Origin of the sequence: Citrobacter europaeus, from assembly GCF_037482245.1 — a bacterium.
GTDB classification, from domain to species: Bacteria; Pseudomonadota; Gammaproteobacteria; order Enterobacterales; family Enterobacteriaceae; genus Citrobacter; species Citrobacter europaeus.
On record NZ_CP148084.1, the window covers coordinates 1,450,231 to 1,469,229 of the forward strand.

Sequence of the window (18,999 nt, forward strand, 5' to 3'; positions counted from 1 at the left end):
AAAAAGAAGGAAGCCATGAATCGTTTTATTATGGTCAATAGCCAGCAGTGCCTGGGATGCCATGCCTGTGAGGTCGCCTGCGTCATGGCTCACAACGACGAGCAGCATGTCCTGAGCCAGAGGCATTTCCAGCCCCGAATTACCGTCATTAAACATCAGCAGCAGCGTAGCGCAGTGACCTGCCACCACTGTGAAGATGCGCCCTGCGCCAGAAGTTGCCCGAACGGGGCAATCAGCCATGATAACGACAGCGTGCAGGTGAATCCGCAAAAGTGCATTGGCTGTAAATCATGCGTTGTAGCCTGTCCTTTCGGCACGATGCAGATCGTACTCACTCCCGTAGCCAAAGGGAAGGTGAAAGCCACCGCGCACAAATGTGATTTGTGTCAGGGACGCGAACAGGGGCCTGCCTGCGTCGAGAACTGTCCGGCGCAGGCGTTACAGCTGGTGACGGAAAATTCGCTTACCGGCCTGTCAAAAGCGCGCAGGCTGCGTACCGCCAGTCTGGAAAGCCAGCCATGGCATGCCAGCGCTACCGATTTTGTTCCACATGTCATCACCAAACGTGAGCAAATGCAGGCGACGCCTGCGCGGGGCGAGCCGGATAAGCTGGCGATTGAGGCCCGTAAAACCAGCTTTGAAGAGATCTATTTGCCGTTTCGTACGGCGCAGGCGGAACGGGAAGCATCCCGCTGCCTGAAATGCGGCGACCACAGTATTTGCGAATGGACCTGCCCACTGCATAACCATATTCCTCAGTGGATTGAACTGGTCAAAGCCGGGAACATCGATGCGGCGGTTGAGCTTTCTCACCAGACTAACTGCCTGCCGGAAGTGACCGGGCGCGTGTGTCCACAGGACCGGCTTTGCGAAGGAGCATGCACGGTACGTAGCGAACAGGGCGCGGTGACTATCGGTAATATTGAGCGTTACATCTCCGATCGTGCCCTGAGCAAAGGATGGCGACCGGACTTAAGCCACGTGCAGAAAGTGGACAAGCGGGTTGCTATCATCGGCGCAGGCCCGGCGGGTCTGGCCTGCGCCGATGTGCTGGCGCGCAGCGGTATCAGCGCCACCGTGTACGATCGCCATCCTGAAATCGGCGGTTTGCTGACGTTCGGCATTCCGGCCTTCAAGCTGGACAAATCGCTGCTGGCGCGCCGCCGTGAAATCTTCAGCGCCATGGGTATTCATTTCGAACTGAACTGTGAAGTAGGTAAGGATGTCGCGCTTGAAACGCTGCTGGAGGATTACGATGCCGTGTTCGTGGGCGTAGGAACCTATCGTTCCATGAAGGCGGATCTGCCGAATGAAGACGCGCCTGGCGTATATGATGCGCTGCCGTTCCTGATCGCCAACACTAAGCAGGTGATGGGGCTGGAAGAGCTGCCTGACGAGCCGTATATCGACACCGCCGGACTAAACGTGGTTGTACTGGGCGGAGGCGATACGGCAATGGACTGCGTGCGTACCGCACTGCGCCATGGCGCAAGCCAGGTGACCTGCGCCTATCGTCGTGATGAAGCCAATATGCCCGGTTCGAAAAAAGAGGTGAAGAACGCTCGGGAAGAAGGAGCAAACTTCGAGTTTAACGTCCAGCCGGTTGAGCTGGTGTTGCATGCCGATGGGCGAGTCAGCGGCGTGCGTTTTTTACGTACACAGCTTGGCGAGCCGGATGCGCAGGGCCGCCGACGTCCGGTTCCCATCGCCGGGAGTGAGTTTGTCATGCCCGCAGATGCGGTGATCATGGCGTTTGGCTTTCACCCGCACGGCATGCCGTGGCTGGAGTCGCATGGCGTTAAGGTCGATAACTGGGGGCGCATTGCTGCCGATGTTGAAAGCGCATACCGATATCAAACCAGTAATCCGAAAATCTTTGCCGGTGGCGACGCGGTACGCGGTGCGGACCTGGTGGTGACGGCCATGGCGGAAGGACGGCATGCTGCCCAGGGGATAGTCGACTGGCTGGGCGTAAAATCAGTCAAATCTCATTAATCGGCGAGTAGGCCGGATAAAACGCGTTAGCGTTGCCATCCGGCAATGTGCCGCATGCATGCCTGATGGCGCTTTGCTTATCAGGCCTACATTGTTCCAAGACAAACCCGGTTTCACGGCGTAGTATTATTTCTCACTTCTTGCTGTGGAGCCGGTATGTCGCAAAAAATTACCCTCATCAAAGATAAAGTCCTCTCCGATAACTACTTCATCCTGCGCAATATCACCTATGACCTGACCCGTAGCACTGGGGAGGTGATTCGTCATAAGCGCGAGGTTTACGATCGCGGTAACGGCGCTACTATCCTGCTGTATAACCCGGAGAAGAAAACAGTGGTGTTAATCCGCCAGTTTCGTGTCGCCACCTGGGTCAACGGTAACGAAGATGGTCAACTGATTGAAACCTGCGCCGGGCTGCTGGATAACGACGAACCGGAAGCGTGCATTCGCAAAGAAGCTATTGAAGAGACCGGCTTTGAAGTGGGTGAAGTACGTAAGCTGTTTGAGTTATATATGTCGCCGGGCGGCGTGACGGAGATAATCCACTTTTTCATCGCGCAATACAGTGACAGCCAGCGAGCAAACGCCGGCGGCGGTGTGGAAGATGAAGATATTGAGGTTCTGGAGCTGCCATTCACACAGGCGCTGGAAATGATTAAAACGGGTGAGATCCGTGACGGTAAAACGGTGCTTTTACTGAACTATTTGCAGTCGTCGCATCTCATGGATTAATGCGTGGGATTTATATTTCTTTACAAATTTTCGGCCAATCCGACGATTCTTATTGAGCCACATCAGTCGCGCAAGGAAGATACCGCTTAGGCTGTGTGTTTTGACTTCGGGGTTGTACCGTCCATGCGCTATCGCGTTATTTTGCTTTTCCTGCTCGGGTTGCTACCCGTCCGTTTGCTGTGGGCTGCACCCGCTCAGCAAGCGTTTTCTGACTGGCAGGTAACGTGCAATAACCAAAACTTTTGCGTGGCGCGCAATACCGGTGAACATCACGGCCTGGTCATGACCTTAAGCCGCAGCGCCGGGGCGCATACCGACGCCGTGTTGCGTATTGAACTGGGTGGGTTGGAAACATCCACTGTCAAAGAGAGCGATATTGCGCCGCGTCTGCTCCTGGATGGCGCGCCGCTCTCGCTTCGCGGCGAACACTGGCGTATTACTCCCCGGCAACTGATGACCGACGATCCGGCGACCATCAGCGCCTTTTTACAAACCGTACAGGACGCGAAGGCGATAACCCTGCAAAAAGGGACGCAAACCCTGTCACTGGTCGGGCTAAAAGCCGCGCTGCTGTTTATCGACGCCCAACAAAAACGGGTCGGTAGCGAAACCGCATGGATCGAAAAAGGCGACGAGCCTCCGCTCAGCGTTCCTCCGGCCCCCGCACTGAAAGGCGTGGCTGTCATTAACCCAACGCCAACCCCCCTCACACAACAAGAGCGCAGTGAACTGCTGGACTACGGTAACTGGCGGATCAACGGTATTCGCTGCTCGATCGATCCGCTGCGGCGCGAGATGCGCGTTACGGCCCTGACGGATGATAAAGCGCTGCTGATGATTGGCTGTGAGGCCGGGGCGTATAACACCATCGATCTGGCGTGGGTGGTTTCACGCACTAACCCTATGACTTCACGCGCGGTACGCCTGAGCCTGCCTTTTAAAACGGATGCGGAAAGTCGCGATATGGAGTTGACCAACGCCACGTTTGACGAGAAGTCGCGGGAGCTGGTAACCCTCGCCAAAGGACGAGGGATGGCAGATTGCGGTATCCAGACCCGCTGGCGCTATGATGGACAGCGGTTTCGCCTGGTGCGCTACGCCCAGGAGCCTAGCTGTGATAACTGGCATGGGCCAGATGCCTGGCCCACGCTGTGGATCACGCGTTAAGCACCTTGTGCGCTTTGTCGACGATGTTATCCACTGTAAAGCCGAAGAATGGGAACAACTTGTCCGCCGGTGCTGACTCCCCATAACCCGTCATGCCGACAATCGCCCCTTTCAGTCCAACATATTTGTACCAGTAGTCGGCAATTCCAGCCTCTACCGCCACGCGCGCGCTGACGTTTGCCGGCAAGACCGACTCCCGGTACGCCTCATCCTGGGCGTCGAAGATATCGGTTGAGGGCAGAGAAACCACCCGCACGTTACGACCTTCGCCGGTCAGTTTTTCCGCCGCCAGCAGCGTGATTTCCATTTCTGAACCGGTAGCAATGAGAATAACATCCGGCTTACCACCGCCATCCTTCAGCACATAGCCACCGCGGGCAATTTGCTGTACCTGCTCAGGCGTGCGTTCAACCTGCGCCAGATTCTGCCTCGAGAGGATCAGCGCCGTGGGCCCGTCATGGCGTTCGACCGCCAGCTTCCAGCCTACCGCCGCCTCAACCTGATCGCACGGCCGCCAGGTGCTGAAATTAGGCGTCAGACGCAGGCTGGCGAGCTGTTCAACGGCCTGGTGCGTAGGACCATCTTCCCCCAGACCAATCGAGTCGTGGGTATAAACCATAATTTGTCGGGCTTTCATCAGCGCCGCCATGCGCGCAGCATTACGGGCGTATTCAACAAACATCAGGAACGTTGCGGTGTACGGTACGAAGCCCCCGTGGTGTGCGATACCGTTGGCAATCGCGGTCATGCCAAATTCCCGCACGCCGTAGTGAATGTAATTTCCTGCATGATCCTCTTTAAGAGAAGTGGAGCCTTTCCAGATGGTCAGATTGCTGGGCGCCAGATCCGCAGAGCCGCCAAGCAGCTCAGGTAGTATCGGCCCGTAGGCGTTAAGGGTATTTTGCGAGGCCTTACGGGTGGCGATTTTGGCCGGATTGGCCTGCAGCTCGGTAATATATTTCTGCGTTGTTGCTTCCCACTCCTTCGGCAGTCCGCCGCTCATCCGGCGGGTAAACTCTGCCGCTAGCTCCGGATGCGCTTGTCGATACGCCGCGAATTTCTCATTCCAGCCCTGTTGCGCTTTTTCGCCTTTCTCGCGTGCGTCCCACGCCCGGTAAATCTCTTTGGGGATTTCAAAAGCAGGATGATGCCATCCCAGCTTCTGCCGGGTCAGCGCCACTTCTTCTTCGCCCAGCGCTGCGCCGTGCGCTTCCTCTTTCCCGGCTTTGTTCGGTGAACCAAAACCAATTACCGTGCGGCAGATAATCAGCGACGGCTTATCGGTAACAGACTGCGCTTCCTGAATCGCTTTTTTCACCGCCTCAGGGTCATGACCGTCAATCTCATGCACCACATGCCAGTGATAGGCCTCAAAGCGTTTCGCGGTATCGTCGGTAAACCAGCCGTCGGTTTCGCCATCAATCGAGATGCCGTTGTGATCGTAAAAGCCAATGAGTTTACCCAGTCCCAGGGTGCCCGCCAGCGAGCACGCTTCGTGAGAAATTCCCTCCATCAGACAGCCATCGCCCATGAATACGTAGGTAAAATGGCTGACAATTTCATGATCCGGCTGGTTAAACTGCGCTGCCAGCGTGCGTTCGGCAATTGCCATCCCGACTGCGTTGGCTAAACCCTGGCCCAGCGGGCCGGTGGTGGTTTCCACTCCCGGCGTGTAGCCAATTTCCGGGTGTCCTGGCGTCTTCGAATGGAGCTGGCGGAAATTCTTTAACTCGTCGAGCGGCAGGTCATAGCCGGAAAGATGCAGCAGGCTGTAAAGCAGCATTGAGGCGTGGCCATTGGACAAAATAAACCGGTCACGATCGTACCAGGTGGGATCGGTCGGGTTATGGCGCAGAAAATCGTTCCATAGCACTTCAGCGATATCGGCCATCCCCATTGGTGCTCCAGGGTGGCCGGAGTTAGCTTTTTGGACGGCATCCATACTTAGCGCACGAATGGCATTGGCAAGCTCTTTACGGGTCATAGGAAATACTCCTTGAAAAGTAAAGTGTTAGATGCGTGTTGTGATTCACACTTTTGGGAAAATTGCGGGCGTTGTCAGCAAAAAGCATAGCAGACAAGCATGGTATTGCTGGATTAAGCAGGTAACATGGCTGTTATAAATTGATAACAAATTCTTTCTTTGAATGGTGAGAGTTTGGGGACCTTCAAAGTTTGTGCCGTTGACTGGGGTGATAATGTGCGGCTCAGTAGAATGGTTACCCGCGCCACTTTTTTTGATAGATACGTGAAAGGAACAACAAGATGGATGACCAGTTAAAACAAAGCGCCCTCGATTTCCACGAGTTTCCGGTACCCGGTAAAATCCAGGTTTCTCCGACCAAGCCTCTGGCAACGCAGCGCGATCTGGCGCTGGCCTACTCGCCGGGCGTGGCTGCACCGTGTCTGGAAATTGAGAAAGACCCGCTGGCCGCCTACAAATATACCGCGCGCGGCAACCTGGTTGCGGTTATTTCCAACGGTACAGCGGTGCTGGGCCTCGGCAACATTGGCGCGCTGGCCGGTAAGCCGGTAATGGAAGGCAAAGGCGTTCTGTTTAAGAAATTCGCCGGGATTGATGTTTTCGACATCGAAGTGGATGAACTCGATCCGGATAAATTTATCAATGTGGTTGCGGCCCTGGAACCCACGTTTGGAGGCATTAACCTCGAAGATATTAAAGCCCCGGAGTGCTTCTACATTGAGCAAAAACTGCGCGAGCGCATGAATATTCCGGTCTTTCACGATGATCAGCACGGTACGGCAATCATCAGTACTGCCGCTATTCTGAACGGTCTGCGGGTGGTTGAGAAAAATATCTCTGACGTGCGCATGGTGGTGTCTGGCGCAGGCGCAGCGGCGATTGCCTGTATGAACCTGCTGGTGGCGCTCGGGATGCAGAAGCACAATATTGTGGTCTGCGACTCCAAAGGCGTGATTTACAAAGACCGCGAACCGAACATGGCGGAAACCAAAGCGGCTTATGCGGTGGTAGATGACGGTAAGCGTACTCTGGATGATGTGATTGACGGCGCAGATATTTTCCTCGGTTGCTCCGGTCCGAAAGTGCTGACCCAGGAAATGGTTAAGAAGATGGCGCGTGCGCCAATGATCCTGGCGCTCGCCAACCCGGAACCGGAAATCCTGCCGCCGCTGGCAAAAGAGGTGCGTTCCGACGCCATCATTTGCACCGGTCGTTCTGACTACCCGAACCAGGTTAACAACGTCCTGTGCTTCCCGTTCATCTTCCGCGGCGCGCTGGATGTCGGCGCTACCGCCATCAACGAAGAGATGAAACTGGCTGCGGTACATGCCATTGCTGAGTTGGCGCACGCCGAACAGAGCGAAGTGGTGGCCTCTGCTTATGGCGATCAGGACCTGAGCTTCGGCCCGGAATACATCATTCCGAAACCTTTCGACCCGCGTCTGATCGTCAAAATAGCCCCTGCGGTGGCGAAGGCGGCGATGGACTCCGGTGTGGCAACGCGTCCGATTGCCGACTTTGATGCGTACATCGATAAGCTGAGCGAATTCGTCTACAAAACCAACTTGTTTATGAAGCCGATTTTCTCCCTGGCACGCAAAGCGCCGAAGCGCGTGGTGCTGACGGAAGGGGAAGAGGCGCGTGTGCTGCATGCCACCCAGGAGCTGATCACGTTAGGTCTGGCGAAGCCGATCCTGATCGGTCGTCCGAGCGTTATCGAAATGCGTATCCAGAAACTGGGTTTGCAGATCAAAGCGGGCGTCGATTTTGAAATCGTCAACAACGAGTCCGATCCGCGCTTCAAAGAGTACTGGAGCGAGTACTATCAGATTATGAAACGCCGTGGGATTACCCAGGAGCAGGCGCAGCGCGCGGTGATTGCCAATACTACGGTGATCGGCGCGATCATGGTGCAGCGCGGCGAAGCGGATGCGATGATCTGCGGTACGATTGGCGACTACCATGAACACTTCAGCGTGGTGAAAGAGGTGTTTGGTCATCGCGATGGCGTGCATACTGCCGGGGCGATGAACGCCTTGCTGCTGCCAAGCGGTAACACCTTTATCGCCGATACCTACGTCAACGATGACCCTACGCCGGAGCAACTGGCTGAAATCGCCGTGATGGCGGCAGAAACCGTACGTCGCTTTGGTATCGAACCGAGGGTGGCGCTGCTGTCCCACTCCAACTTTGGTTCATCTGACTGTCCATCGGCCAGCAAAATGCGCGATGCGCTGGAGCTGATTAAGGCGCGTGCGCCAGAGTTGATGATTGACGGCGAAATGCACGGCGACGCCGCGCTGGTGGAAAGCATCCGTAATGACCGTATGCCGGACAGTCCGCTGAAAGGCTCAGCGAATATTCTGGTGATGCCGAATATGGAAGCTGCCCGTATTAGTTACAACTTACTACGCGTTTCCAGTTCTGAAGGCGTTACGGTTGGCCCCGTGCTGATGGGGGTTGCGAAACCGGTTCACGTATTAACGCCGATCGCCTCTGTTCGTCGTATCGTTAATATGGTGGCGCTGGCGGTCGTAGAAGCCCAAACGCAGCCGCTGTAATTTCACTTTAATTTATTTCCGGCGCGGGTTTCTCTCGCGCCTTTTTATTTTCCCTTTCTTAGTGATCCACTTCACCTTTTAAACCTGGTTGCCGAATTTTGTTATTTACTCTGACAAAAAATTGCCACGATGAGGGCAGTTTTAGAGGAGGCGGTGAGCAATGGAAAAAGAACGCATTATTCAGGAATTTGTGCCGGGGAAACAGGTCACGCTGGCGCATCTCATTGCGCACCCCGGCGAAGAACTGGCGAAAAAGATCGGCGTTCCCGAAGCGGGTGCCATCGGCATCATGACGCTGACGCCAGGTGAAACCGCGATGATTGCCGGTGATTTAGCCATGAAGGCGGCAGATGTACATATCGGCTTTCTCGATAGATTCAGCGGTGCGCTGGTTATCTACGGCTCAGTAGGCGCGGTAGAGGAAGCGTTATTACAGACGGTAAGCGGTCTGGGTCGGTTATTAAATTTCACTTTGTGCAATCTGACAAAAAGTTAATCAGAGGCGGCGATGAAACGTATTGCGTTTGTCGGTACGGTGGGGGCGGGGAAAACAACGCTCTTTAATGCGCTACAGGGGAATTATTCCCTCGCCAGAAAAACTCAGGCCGTGGAGTTTAATGAAAATGGCGATATCGACACGCCAGGGGAATATTTCAGCCATCCGCGCTGGTATCACGCGTTAATTACCACGCTGCAGGATGTCGATACGTTGATTTATATACACGCGGCAAATGATAAAGAAAGTCGCTTACCTGCCGGGCTGTTGGATATCGGCGCCAGTAAACGACAAATCGCCGTTATCAGCAAAACGGACATGCCGGATGCCGACGTCGCCGCAACGCGACAACTACTTCGCGGGATGGGGTTTCAGGAGCCGATTTTTGAGCTCAATAGCCATGACCCGCGCAGCGTGCAGCACCTGGTGGATTATCTGACTGAGCTCAGCCAAAAGGAGGAAAGGGCAGGTGAAAAAACTCATCACAGCTAACGATATTCGTGCGGCCCACGCACGCGGCGAACAGGAAATGTCGGTTGTTCTGCGCGCCAGCATCATCACCCCGGAGGCGCGCGAAGTTGCGGAGCTGCTGGGCGTCACCATCAGCGAATGCGATGAATCCGCGCCAACTGCTGCCGCTGCTGCACCGGCGTCGGTGGATGATGGCAAAACGGAAAGCCAACGTATTCGCGAAACCATCATTGCGCAGTTACCGGAAGGGCAGTTTACCGAAAGCCTGGTCGCCCAACTGATGGATAAAGTCATGAAGGAGAAACAGTCGCTGGAGCAAGGCGGAATGCAGCCGAGCTTTAACTCGGTAACCGGCAAAGGCGGTGTCAAAGTCATCGACGGCAGCAGCGTGAAGTTTGGTCGTTTTGACGGCGCACAGCCGCACTGCGTAGGTTTAACCGACCTGGTGACCGACCAGGATGGTAGCAGTATGGCAGCCGGGTTCATGCAGTGGGATAACGCTTTTTTCCCATGGACGCTGAACTACGACGAAATCGACATGATTCTGGAAGGCGAGCTGCACGTTCGTCACGAAGGCGAAACCATGATTGCTAAAGCCGGGGATGTGATGTTTATCCCGAAAGGTTCCAGCATCGAATTTGGCACGCCATCAACGGTGAAGTTTCTGTATGTAGCCTGGCCTGCGAACTGGCAGTCCTGCTAAGGCGGATGTATGAAGGATTTCATTACCGAAGCATGGCTCAGAGAGAATCATACGCTCAGCGAAGGGGCTGAAATTCATCTCCCCGCTGACGCTCGCCTGACGCCGTCTGCCCGGGAATTACTGGAAAGCCGACATCTGCGCATTAAGTTTATTGACGAGCAGGGTAGCTTGTTTATTGATGACGAAGAACAGCAGCCGCAGCCGGTGCATGGCTTAACCAGCAGCGATACGCATCCACAGGCCAGCTGCGAACTGTGTCATCAACCGGTTGTGAAGAAACCAGACACGCTGACGCATCTGACGGCGGACAAGATGGTCGCCAAAAGCGATCCGCGCCTGGGATTTCGCGCCGCGCTGGACAGCACCATCGCGCTGGCCGTGTGGTTGCAGATAGAGCTGGCGCAACCGTGGCAGCCGTGGCTGGCGGATATCCGTTCGCGCCTGGGCAACATTATGCGCGCCGACGCTATGGATGAGCCGCTGGCAGCACAAGCTATCGTCGGTTTAAGTGACGAAGATTTACACCGGCTTTCGCATCAGCCGCTGCGCTATCTGGACCACGACCATCTGGTGCCTGAGGCCAGCCACGGACGTGATTGCGCGTTGCTTAATCTGCTACGTACTAAAGTCCGAGAAACGGAGACGGTGGCGGCTCAGGTTTTCATCACTCGTAGTTTTGAAGTTATGCGACCGGACATCATGCAGGCGCTCAACCGCCTTTCCAGTACGGTCTACGTGATGATGATTCTGAGCGTGGCGAAGCATCCGCTAACGGTTAGCCAAATTCAACAGCGAGTGGGGGAGAAGCCATGATCATTGAACGTGCTCGTCAACTCGCCCAGCGCTCACCTGCACGGGTGGTGTTCCCGGATGCGCTGGATGTTCGGGTGCTGAAGGCGGCTAATTACCTGCACCAGCATGGTCTGGCACATCCCATTCTCGTCGCCAGCCCGTTTGCGCTGCGTCAGTTTGCCCTCAGCCATCGGGTGGCAATGGATGGCATTCAGGTTATCGATCCGCAAAGCAACCTGCCAATGCGCGAAGAATTTGCGCTGCGCTGGCTGGCCCGCGCGGGAGATAAAACGCCTGCGGATGCGCTGGAAAAACTCAACGATCCGCTGATGTTCGCCGCGGCAATGGTCAGCGCGGGCAAAGCAGACGTTTGTATTGCGGGCAATCTGTCATCGACGGCAAACGTGCTTCGCGCCGGGTTGCGCATTATTGGGCTACAGCCGGGCTGTAAAACGCTGTCGTCTATCTTCCTGATGCTGCCGCAGTACCTCGGGCCGTCATTAGGGTTTGCCGATTGCAGCGTCGTGCCGCAGCCCACCGCCGCACAGCTTGCGGATATTGCGATTGCCAGCGCGCAGACATGGCAGGCGATCACAGGTGAAGAGCCGCGCGTGGCCATGCTGTCGTTTTCAAGTAATGGCAGCGCTCGCCATCCCAACGTCGCTAACGTGCAGCAGGCGACCGAGATCGTCCGTGAGCGTGCTCCACAGCTTATTGTGGATGGGGAACTGCAATTTGATGCCGCCTTTGTTCCGGAGGTCGCCGCGCAAAAAGCGCCCGCCAGTCCGTTAAAGGGCAATGCCAATGTGATGGTCTTCCCGTCGCTGGAGGCAGGCAATATTGGCTACAAAATCGCTCAGCGTCTGGGAGGGTATCGCGCAGTTGGTCCGTTGATTCAAGGGCTGGCCGCACCGCTTCATGACCTTTCTCGCGGCTGTAGCGTACAGGAAATTATCGAACTGGCGTTGGTGGCAGCAGTGCCGCGCCAGACTGACGTGAGTCGTGAAAACGCCTCGCACACACTGGTTAATACACAAAATCATTCGCGCAGCGTCGAGGCGGCAAGTGCGGGAACCTCAGGAGCTTACTTAAGTAAGTGACTGAGGTGAGCAAACGCAGCCAACAAAGAGGCTGTGTGAAGGATGAAGTGTATGTATAGGTCCCGTTCTGGACCCCTTAATGAGAGGAAAACACAATGGAAGCATTAGGAATGATTGAAACCCGGGGCCTGGTTGCACTGATTGAGGCTTCTGACGCAATGGTTAAAGCGGCACGCGTGAAACTGGTTGGCGTGAAGCAAATCGGTGGCGGTCTGGTCACTGCCATGGTCCGTGGCGACGTAGCGGCATGTAAAGCGGCAACGGATGCTGGTGCTGCAGCTGCGCAGCGTATCGGTGAGCTGGTTTCCGTACACGTGATCCCGCGTCCGCATGGCGATCTGGAAGAAGTGTTCCCGATCAGCTTTAAAGGCGACAGCAACGACATGTAAGTCGTCCATGTGACGCCACAGACTTCATTGCTGGCGTCACCCTCTCTCCTTTTCACATTACCTTCTGCGGAGGGTAGGGGGAGGTTTTACCTGAAATATGCCACGGAGGCGCGTATGAAACTGGCAATCGTCACAGGACAAATTGTTTGTACCGTACGCCATCAGGGGCTCGCGCACGACAAGTTGCTGATGGTGGAAATGATTGACGCCCAGGGAAATCCCGACGGGCAATGTGCTGTTGCGATCGACAGCATCGGGGCGGGAACCGGAGAGTGGGTGCTGCTGGTCAGCGGAAGCTCAGCCCGTCAGGCGCACCGGAATGAATCATCACCTGTCGATCTGTGCGTGATTGGCATTGTCGATGAAGTGGTGGCAGGTGGTCAGGTGATCTTCCATAAATAAGGCAGAAAATCATGAATCAACAGGATATTGAACAGGTAGTGAAAGCGGTGCTGCTGAAAATGAAAGACAGCAGCCAACCGGTCAGTGCCGTTCAAGAAATGGGCGTTTTTGCCTCCCTGGATGACGCAGTGGCGGCAGCAAAACTGGCCCAGCAGGGGCTGAAAAGCGTTGCCATGCGCCAACTGGCTATCACGGCTCTACGTGAGGCGGGCGAAAAGCACGCCAGAGAATTAGCGGAACTTGCCGTCACAGAAACCGGCATGGGACGCGTTGAAGATAAATTTGCCAAAAACGTGGCGCAGGCGCGCGGCACGCCGGGGGTGGAATGCCTGTCTCCACAGGTCCTGACCGGCGATAACGGCCTGACGCTGATTGAAAATGCGCCGTGGGGCGTGGTGGCCTCGGTAACCCCATCCACCAACCCGGCCGCAACCGTCATTAACAACGCTATCAGCTTGATTGCCGCTGGTAACAGCGTGGTCTTCGCACCGCATCCGGCGGCGAAAAAAGTCTCTCAGCGCGCTATCACCCTGCTTAACCAGGCGGTGGTTGCTGCAGGTGGTCCGGCAAACCTGTTGGTGACGGTTGCCAACCCGGATATCGAGACTGCGCAGCGTCTGTTCAAGTACCCAGGTATCGGCCTGCTGGTGGTGACCGGTGGTGAAGCCGTAGTAGACGCCGCGCGTAAGCATACCAACAAACGTCTGATTGCTGCTGGTGCGGGTAATCCGCCAGTGGTGGTTGATGAAACGGCCGACCTGGCCCGCGCGGCGCAGTCGATCGTTAAAGGCGCTTCGTTTGACAACAACATCATCTGCGCCGACGAAAAAGTGCTGATCGTGGTCGATAGCGTCGCTGATGAACTGATGCGTCTGATGGAAAGCCAGCATGCGGTGAAACTGACTGCGGCTCAGGCCGACCAGTTGCAGCCGGTACTGCTGAAAAATATCGATGAGCGCGGTAAAGGCACGGTCAGTCGTGACTGGGTAGGCCGCGATGCAGGAAAAATCGCTGCGGCGATTGGTCTGAACGTACCGGATCAAACCCGACTGTTATTCGTCGAAACCTCAGCGACGCATCCGTTTGCCGTCACCGAACTGATGATGCCGGTTCTGCCGGTTGTGCGAGTCGCCAACGTTGATGAAGCCATCGAACTGGCGGTCAAGCTTGAAGGCGGCTGCCACCATACGGCGGCGATGCACTCGCGCAATATCGACAACATGAACCGTATGGCAAACGCCATTGATACCAGCATTTTCGTCAAGAACGGACCGTGTATTGCCGGTCTTGGGCTCGGCGGCGAAGGCTGGACCACGATGACCATTACCACGCCAACCGGGGAAGGTGTGACCAGCGCGCGTACGTTTGTGCGTCTGCGTCGCTGCGTGTTGGTGGACGCCTTCAGAATTGTATAAGGAGTAAAAGAGATGGCGCACGACGAACAACGTTGGCTGACACCCAGGCTGCTCAAAGCGGCAACGCTATGTAACCAGACGCCTGCTGCGAGCGATTCACCGCTGTGGCTGGGCGTGGATTTGGGAACGTGTGATGTGGTGTCGATGGTTGTCGACAGCGACGGGCAGCCGGTTGCGGTTTGCCTGGACTGGGCCGATGTCGTGCGCGATGGCATCGTCTGGGATTTCTTCGGTGCGGTGACCATCGTTCGTCGCCATCTCGATACGCTCGAACAACAGCTGGGTTGCCGTTTTACCCATGCGGCAACCTCGTTTCCACCGGGAACGGACCCGCGAATTTCGATCAACGTGCTGGAGTCTGCCGGGCTTGAAGTAAGTCATGTGCTCGACGAACCGACCGCCGTGGCGGACCTGTTGCAGCTCGATAACGCTGGCGTGGTGGATATCGGTGGCGGCACCACCGGGATAGCCATTGTGAAGCAGGGCAAAGTGACTTATTCCGCCGATGAAGCGACCGGTGGGCACCATATTTCTCTGACGCTGGCCGGGAACCGCCGCATCCAGTTGGAGGAAGCCGAACAGTACAAGCGCAGCAACGGCAAAGAAATCTGGCCAGTGGTTAAGCCGGTCTACGAAAAGATGGCGGAGATCGTGGCTCACCATATAGCAGGACAGGGCATCGCTGACTTGTGGTTGGCCGGTGGCTCCTGTATGCAGCCGGGCGTTGATGAACTGTTTCGTAAGCGTTTCCCGGAACTGCAGGTGCATTTACCCCAGCACAGCCTGTTTATGACCCCGCTGGCGATTGCAAATAGCGGAAAAGAAAAAGCGGAAGGAATCTATGCAAGCTGAATTGCAGACCGCGCTCTTTCAGGCATTCGATACCCTGAATCTGCAACGCGTAAAAACGTTTAGCGTTCCACCGGTTACGTTATGTGGACTGGGAGCGCTCAGTACCTGCGGACAGGAAGCACAAACGCGCGGACTGACGCATATGTTCGTCATGGTTGACAGCTTCCTGCATCAGGCAGGGATGACCGCCGCACTGGAGCGTAGTCTGGCGATGAAGGGCGTGGCGATGACGCTGTGGCCATGTCCGGTGGGCGAGCCGTGCATTACGGACGTCTGCGCGGCGGTCGCGCAATTGCGTGAATCGAAGTGCGATGGCGTAGTGGCCTTCGGCGGCGGTTCCGTACTGGATGCCGCAAAGGCAGTGGCGTTGCTGGTGACCAACCCCACCCAGACGCTGGCTGACATGGACGAGCGCAGCACGTTACGCCCACGTCTGCCGCTGATTGCCGTACCGACTACCGCCGGAACGGGCTCAGAAACCACTAACGTCACGGTGATTATCGACGCCGCGACTGGACTCAAACAAGTGCTGGCCCACGCAACACTGATGCCGGATGTGGCGATCCTTGACGCCGCGCTGACGGAAGGTGTGCCCGCACACGTCACGGCGATGACCGGGATCGATGCGCTGACGCACGCTGTTGAAGCGTATAGCGCTCTGAACGCGACGCCGTTTACCGACAGCCTGGCGATTGGCGCGATTGCGATGATCGGTAAATCGCTGCCGAAGGCCGTCGGCTACGGTCAGGATCTGGCGGCGCGAGAAAGTATGCTGCTGGCTTCCTGTATGGCCGGGATGGCGTTTTCCAGTGCGGGACTGGGTCTGTGCCACGCGATGGCGCACCAGCCGGGCGCTGCGCTGCACATCCCGCATGGACAGGCTAACGCCATGCTGCTGCCGACGGTAATGGGGTTCAACCGCCTGGTGTGTCGTGAGCGCTTCAGCCATATCGGACGGGCGTTAACCAACAAGAAGTCGGACGATCGCGATGCCATCAACGCTGTCAGCGAGCTGATTAGCGAAGTGGGCCAAACCAAACGACTCTCAGACGTGGGAGCAAAACCCGAGCATTACAGCGCATGGGCTCACGCCGCGCTGGAGGATATTTGTATTCGCAGTAACCCACGCACCGCCACGCAGGCACAGATTATCGACCTGTACGCGGCTGCCGGGTAATGCCTGTAGGCCGGATAAGGTGCTCGCACCGCCATCCGGCAATAACACGGCGTTAATGCCGGAGGCGACGTAAACGTCTTATCCGGCCTACAAATCACAAATGACAGGGAGTAGGGGCTATGGGAATTAACGAAATCATCATGTACATCATGATGTTCTTTATGCTGATTGCCGCCGTGGACAGGATCCTGTCGCAGTTCGGCGGTTCGGCGCGCTTCCTCGGTAAGTTCGGTAAGAGTATTGAGGGGTCGGGCGGCCAGTTTGAAGAAGGTTTTATGGCGATGGGCGCGCTGGGCCTGGCGATGGTCGGTATGACCGCTCTGGCGCCGGTACTGGCGCATGTGCTCGGGCCGGTGATTATTCCGCTGTACGAAATGCTTGGCGCGAACCCGTCGATGTTTGCCGGAACGCTGCTGGCGTGCGATATGGGCGGCTTCTTCCTGGCGAAAGAACTGGCGGGCGGCGACGTTGCGGCGTGGCTGTACTCAGGCCTGATCCTCGGGGCGATGATGGGGCCGACGCTGGTGTTCTCCATTCCGGTTGCGCTGGGGATTATTGAACCATCTGACCGTCGTTATCTGGCGCTGGGTGTGCTGGCCGGTATCGTCACCATTCCGATTGGTTGTATTGCGGGTGGTTTGATAGCGATGTACTCCGGCGTCGAAATCAACGGGCAGCCGGTGGAGTTCACCTTCGCGCTGATCCTGATGAATATGATCCCGGTGCTGATCGTGGCCGTGCTGGTGGCGTTGGGACTGAAATTCATCCCGGAAAAAATGATCAACGGTTTTCAGATCTTCGCGAAATTCCTCGTGGCGCTGATCACCATCGGCCTGGCGGCAGCGGTAATTAAGTTCCTGCTCGGCTGGGAGCTGATTCCGGGTCTTGATCCCATCTTCATGGCACCGGGCGACAAGCCGGGTGAAGTGATGCGCGCCATCGAAGTTATCGGGTCTATCTCTTGCGTACTGCTCGGTGCGTACCCAATGGTTCTGCTGCTGACCCGCTGGTTTGAAAAACCGCTGATGAGCGTCGGTAATCTGTTAAAAATCAATAATATTGCGGCTGCAGGCATGGTCGCGACGCTGGCGAACAACATCCCAATGTTCGGCATGATGAAGAATATGGATACCCGCGGCAAAGTGATCAACTGCGCCTTTGCGGTCTCCGCGGCCTTTGCATTGGGTGACCACTTAGGCTTCGCCGCTGCCAACATGAACGCGATGATCTTCCCGATGATTGTCGGCAAGTTGATTGGCGGCGTGACGGCGATTGGTGTGGCTATGCTGTTGGTACCGAAAGATGAAGATGTGCCAGCAGAAGTAGAAACCAACCCGGAGGCGCAATCGTGAATACTCGCCAGCTACTGAGCGTCGGTATCGATATCGGCACCACCACCACTCAGGTGATCTTCTCGCGCCTTGAGCTGGTTAACCGTGCGGCAGTGTCGCAGGTGCCGCGCTACGAATTCATCAAACGCGAAATTAGCTGGCAAAGCCCGGTTTTCTTTACCCCCGTTGATAAGCAGGGCGGGTTGAAAGAGGCCGAACTTAAGGCGCTGATCCTCGCCCAGTATCAGGCAGCGGGTATCAAGCCTGAGGCCGTCGATTCCGGTGCGATCATCATTACTGGAGAAAGTGCCAAAACCCGCAATGCGCGACCGGCGGTGATGGCGCTCTCCCAGTCGCTGGGGGACTTCGTGGTTGCCAGCGCCGGTCCGCATCTGGAATCGGTGATTGCCGGTCACGGCGCGGGGGCTCAAACCCTGTCAGAGCAGAAGTTGTGCCGCGTACTGAATATCGACATCGGTGGCGGTACGTCGAACTACGTCTTGTTCGATGCCGGAAAGGTCAGCGGTTCGGCTTGCCTGAACGTCGGCGGACGATTGCTGGAAACTGATGGCCAGGGGCGAGTGGTGCATGCGCATCAGCCGGGGCAAATGATTGTTGATGACGTATTTGGCCCTGGTACCGACGCTCGTTCGCTTAACGCCACGCAACTGGTTCAGGTGGCGCGACGGATGGCGGCGCTGATTGTGGAAGTGATTGACGGCACGCTTTCACCGCTGGCGCAGGCACTGATGCAAACCGGTCTGCTGCCTGCGGGCGTGAAACCGGAAGTGATTACGTTGTCCGGCGGGGTGGGCGAGTGCTACCGCAACCAACCTGCCGATCCGTTCTGTTTTTCCGACATCGGGCCGCTGCTCGCCACGGCGCTGCATGAACATCCGCGCCTGCGTGAGATGAACGTGCAGTTTCCGGCGCAAACCGTGCGTGCCACGGTGATTGGCGCCGGGGCGCATACGCTGTCGCTTTCGGGCAGCACTATCTGGCTGGAAGGTGTGGCGCTTCCGCTGCGCAATCTGCCGGTGGCGATTCCGGTTGATGAGGCTGATTTGGTAGCCGCCTGGCAGCAAGCGCTGATGCAACTCGATCTGGATCCGCAAACGGACGCCTACGTGCTGGCGCTGCCCAGTTCGCTGCCGGTGCGCTACGCCGCGCTGTTAACGGTTATTGATGCGCTGCTGGCTTTTGTCGCGCGCTATCCGAATCCGCATCCCCTGCTGGTGGTAGCCGAGCAGGATTTTGGTAAAGCCCTGGGCATGCTGTTACGCCCACAGTTACAGCAACACCCGCTGGCGGTCATCGATGAGGTGGTTGTCCGGGCGGGGGACTATATCGACATTGGTACGCCTCTTTTTGGCGGATCGGTTGTGCCGGTGACGGTGAAATCACTCGCATTTCCTTCCTGAGGGAACGACTT

At 56.5% G+C, this 18,999-nt stretch carries 16 protein-coding genes and 1 pseudogene; 16 read left to right on the forward strand and 1 reads right to left on the reverse strand.

The features are described from left to right. Window positions 1-15: 15 nt before the first annotated feature. From aegA to WHR59_RS06615, 3 genes are all read left to right on the forward strand, one after another. Window positions 16-1,995, forward strand: a complete 1,980-nt coding sequence (gene aegA / locus WHR59_RS06605; protein ID WP_047409593.1) for a formate-dependent uric acid utilization protein AegA — start codon at window positions 16-18, stop codon at window positions 1,993-1,995. Window positions 1,996-2,151: 156 nt separating this feature from the next. After that, window positions 2,152-2,727: a GDP-mannose pyrophosphatase NudK gene (gene nudK / locus WHR59_RS06610; protein ID WP_003838513.1), complete on the forward strand. Its 576-nt coding sequence runs from the start codon at window positions 2,152-2,154 to the stop codon at window positions 2,725-2,727. Between the two features lie 123 nt (window positions 2,728-2,850). Next, the gene (locus WHR59_RS06615) at window positions 2,851-3,894 is read left to right on the forward strand and encodes a DUF1176 domain-containing protein (protein ID WP_080626369.1); all 1,044 of its coding nucleotides are present in this window, start codon (window positions 2,851-2,853) and stop codon (window positions 3,892-3,894) included. On the opposite strand, the gene tkt is transcribed toward WHR59_RS06615, so the two are convergent. Beyond that, the gene (gene tkt, locus WHR59_RS06620; RefSeq protein ID WP_043017156.1) at window positions 3,884-5,878 is read right to left on the reverse strand and encodes a transketolase; all 1,995 of its coding nucleotides are present in this window, start codon (window positions 5,876-5,878) and stop codon (window positions 3,884-3,886) included. The genes WHR59_RS06615 and tkt overlap by 11 nt on opposite strands. Window positions 5,879-6,159: 281 nt before the next feature. On the opposite strand from tkt, the gene maeB reads away from it, so the two are divergent. The 13 genes and pseudogenes from maeB to eutA all read left to right on the forward strand — a co-directional run bounded on the left by maeB (window position 6,160) and on the right by eutA (window position 18,988). Next, window positions 6,160-8,439, forward strand: a complete 2,280-nt coding sequence (gene maeB / locus WHR59_RS06625) for an NADP-dependent oxaloacetate-decarboxylating malate dehydrogenase (protein ID WP_043017155.1) — start codon at window positions 6,160-6,162, stop codon at window positions 8,437-8,439. 160 nt (window positions 8,440-8,599) lie between these two features. Continuing rightward, the gene (eutS, locus tag WHR59_RS06630) at window positions 8,600-8,935 is read left to right on the forward strand and encodes an ethanolamine utilization microcompartment protein EutS (protein WP_003037995.1); all 336 of its coding nucleotides are present in this window, start codon (window positions 8,600-8,602) and stop codon (window positions 8,933-8,935) included. Window positions 8,936-8,947: 12 nt separating this feature from the next. Next, window positions 8,948-9,427, forward strand: a complete 480-nt coding sequence (gene eutP / locus WHR59_RS06635) for an ethanolamine utilization acetate kinase EutP (protein WP_003037998.1) — start codon at window positions 8,948-8,950, stop codon at window positions 9,425-9,427. Continuing rightward, the gene (gene eutQ / locus WHR59_RS06640) at window positions 9,405-10,109 is read left to right on the forward strand and encodes an ethanolamine utilization acetate kinase EutQ (RefSeq protein WP_286515701.1); all 705 of its coding nucleotides are present in this window, start codon (window positions 9,405-9,407) and stop codon (window positions 10,107-10,109) included. The genes eutP and eutQ overlap by 23 nt, the downstream gene beginning before the upstream one ends. Window positions 10,110-10,118: 9 nt before the next feature. Next, complete coding sequence (eutT, locus tag WHR59_RS06645) at window positions 10,119-10,922, forward strand: ethanolamine utilization cob(I)yrinic acid a,c-diamide adenosyltransferase EutT (protein ID WP_338843748.1); 804 nt, start codon at window positions 10,119-10,121, stop codon at window positions 10,920-10,922. Then, window positions 10,919-11,929: pseudogene (pta, locus tag WHR59_RS06650) on the forward strand (phosphate acetyltransferase); the annotation flags it as partial. The gene eutT and the pseudogene pta, both read left to right, overlap by 4 nt. 167 nt (window positions 11,930-12,096) lie before the next feature. Continuing rightward, window positions 12,097-12,390 (forward strand): ethanolamine utilization microcompartment protein EutM, encoded by a 294-nt coding sequence (eutM, locus tag WHR59_RS06655; protein WP_003835054.1) that lies wholly within the window; start codon window positions 12,097-12,099, stop codon window positions 12,388-12,390. 114 nt (window positions 12,391-12,504) lie between these two features. Beyond that, on the forward strand, window positions 12,505-12,792 hold the full coding sequence (gene eutN / locus WHR59_RS06660) for an ethanolamine utilization microcompartment protein EutN (protein ID WP_003038011.1): 288 nt from the start codon (window positions 12,505-12,507) through the stop codon (window positions 12,790-12,792). Between the two features lie 11 nt (window positions 12,793-12,803). Continuing rightward, entirely contained in the window at window positions 12,804-14,207 is a 1,404-nt protein-coding gene (locus tag WHR59_RS06665; RefSeq protein WP_043017152.1) for an aldehyde dehydrogenase family protein, read from the forward strand. Window positions 14,208-14,219: 12 nt separating this feature from the next. Next, window positions 14,220-15,059 carry an ethanolamine utilization protein EutJ gene (gene eutJ / locus WHR59_RS06670; RefSeq protein ID WP_047409608.1) on the forward strand — a complete coding sequence of 280 codons (840 nt, stop codon included), beginning with the start codon at window positions 14,220-14,222 and terminating at the stop codon, window positions 15,057-15,059. Beyond that, complete coding sequence (gene eutG / locus WHR59_RS06675) at window positions 15,049-16,236, forward strand: ethanolamine utilization ethanol dehydrogenase EutG (RefSeq protein WP_043017150.1); 1,188 nt, start codon at window positions 15,049-15,051, stop codon at window positions 16,234-16,236. The genes eutJ and eutG overlap by 11 nt, the downstream gene beginning before the upstream one ends. A 119-nt stretch (window positions 16,237-16,355) precedes the next feature. Further along, window positions 16,356-17,588 (forward strand): ethanolamine utilization protein EutH, encoded by a 1,233-nt coding sequence (gene eutH / locus WHR59_RS06680; RefSeq protein WP_043017149.1) that lies wholly within the window; start codon window positions 16,356-16,358, stop codon window positions 17,586-17,588. Beyond that, window positions 17,585-18,988 (forward strand): ethanolamine ammonia-lyase reactivating factor EutA, encoded by a 1,404-nt coding sequence (eutA, locus tag WHR59_RS06685; protein ID WP_047409611.1) that lies wholly within the window; start codon window positions 17,585-17,587, stop codon window positions 18,986-18,988. Before eutH ends, eutA begins: the two co-directional genes overlap by 4 nt. Window positions 18,989-18,999: the final 11 nt, after the last annotated feature.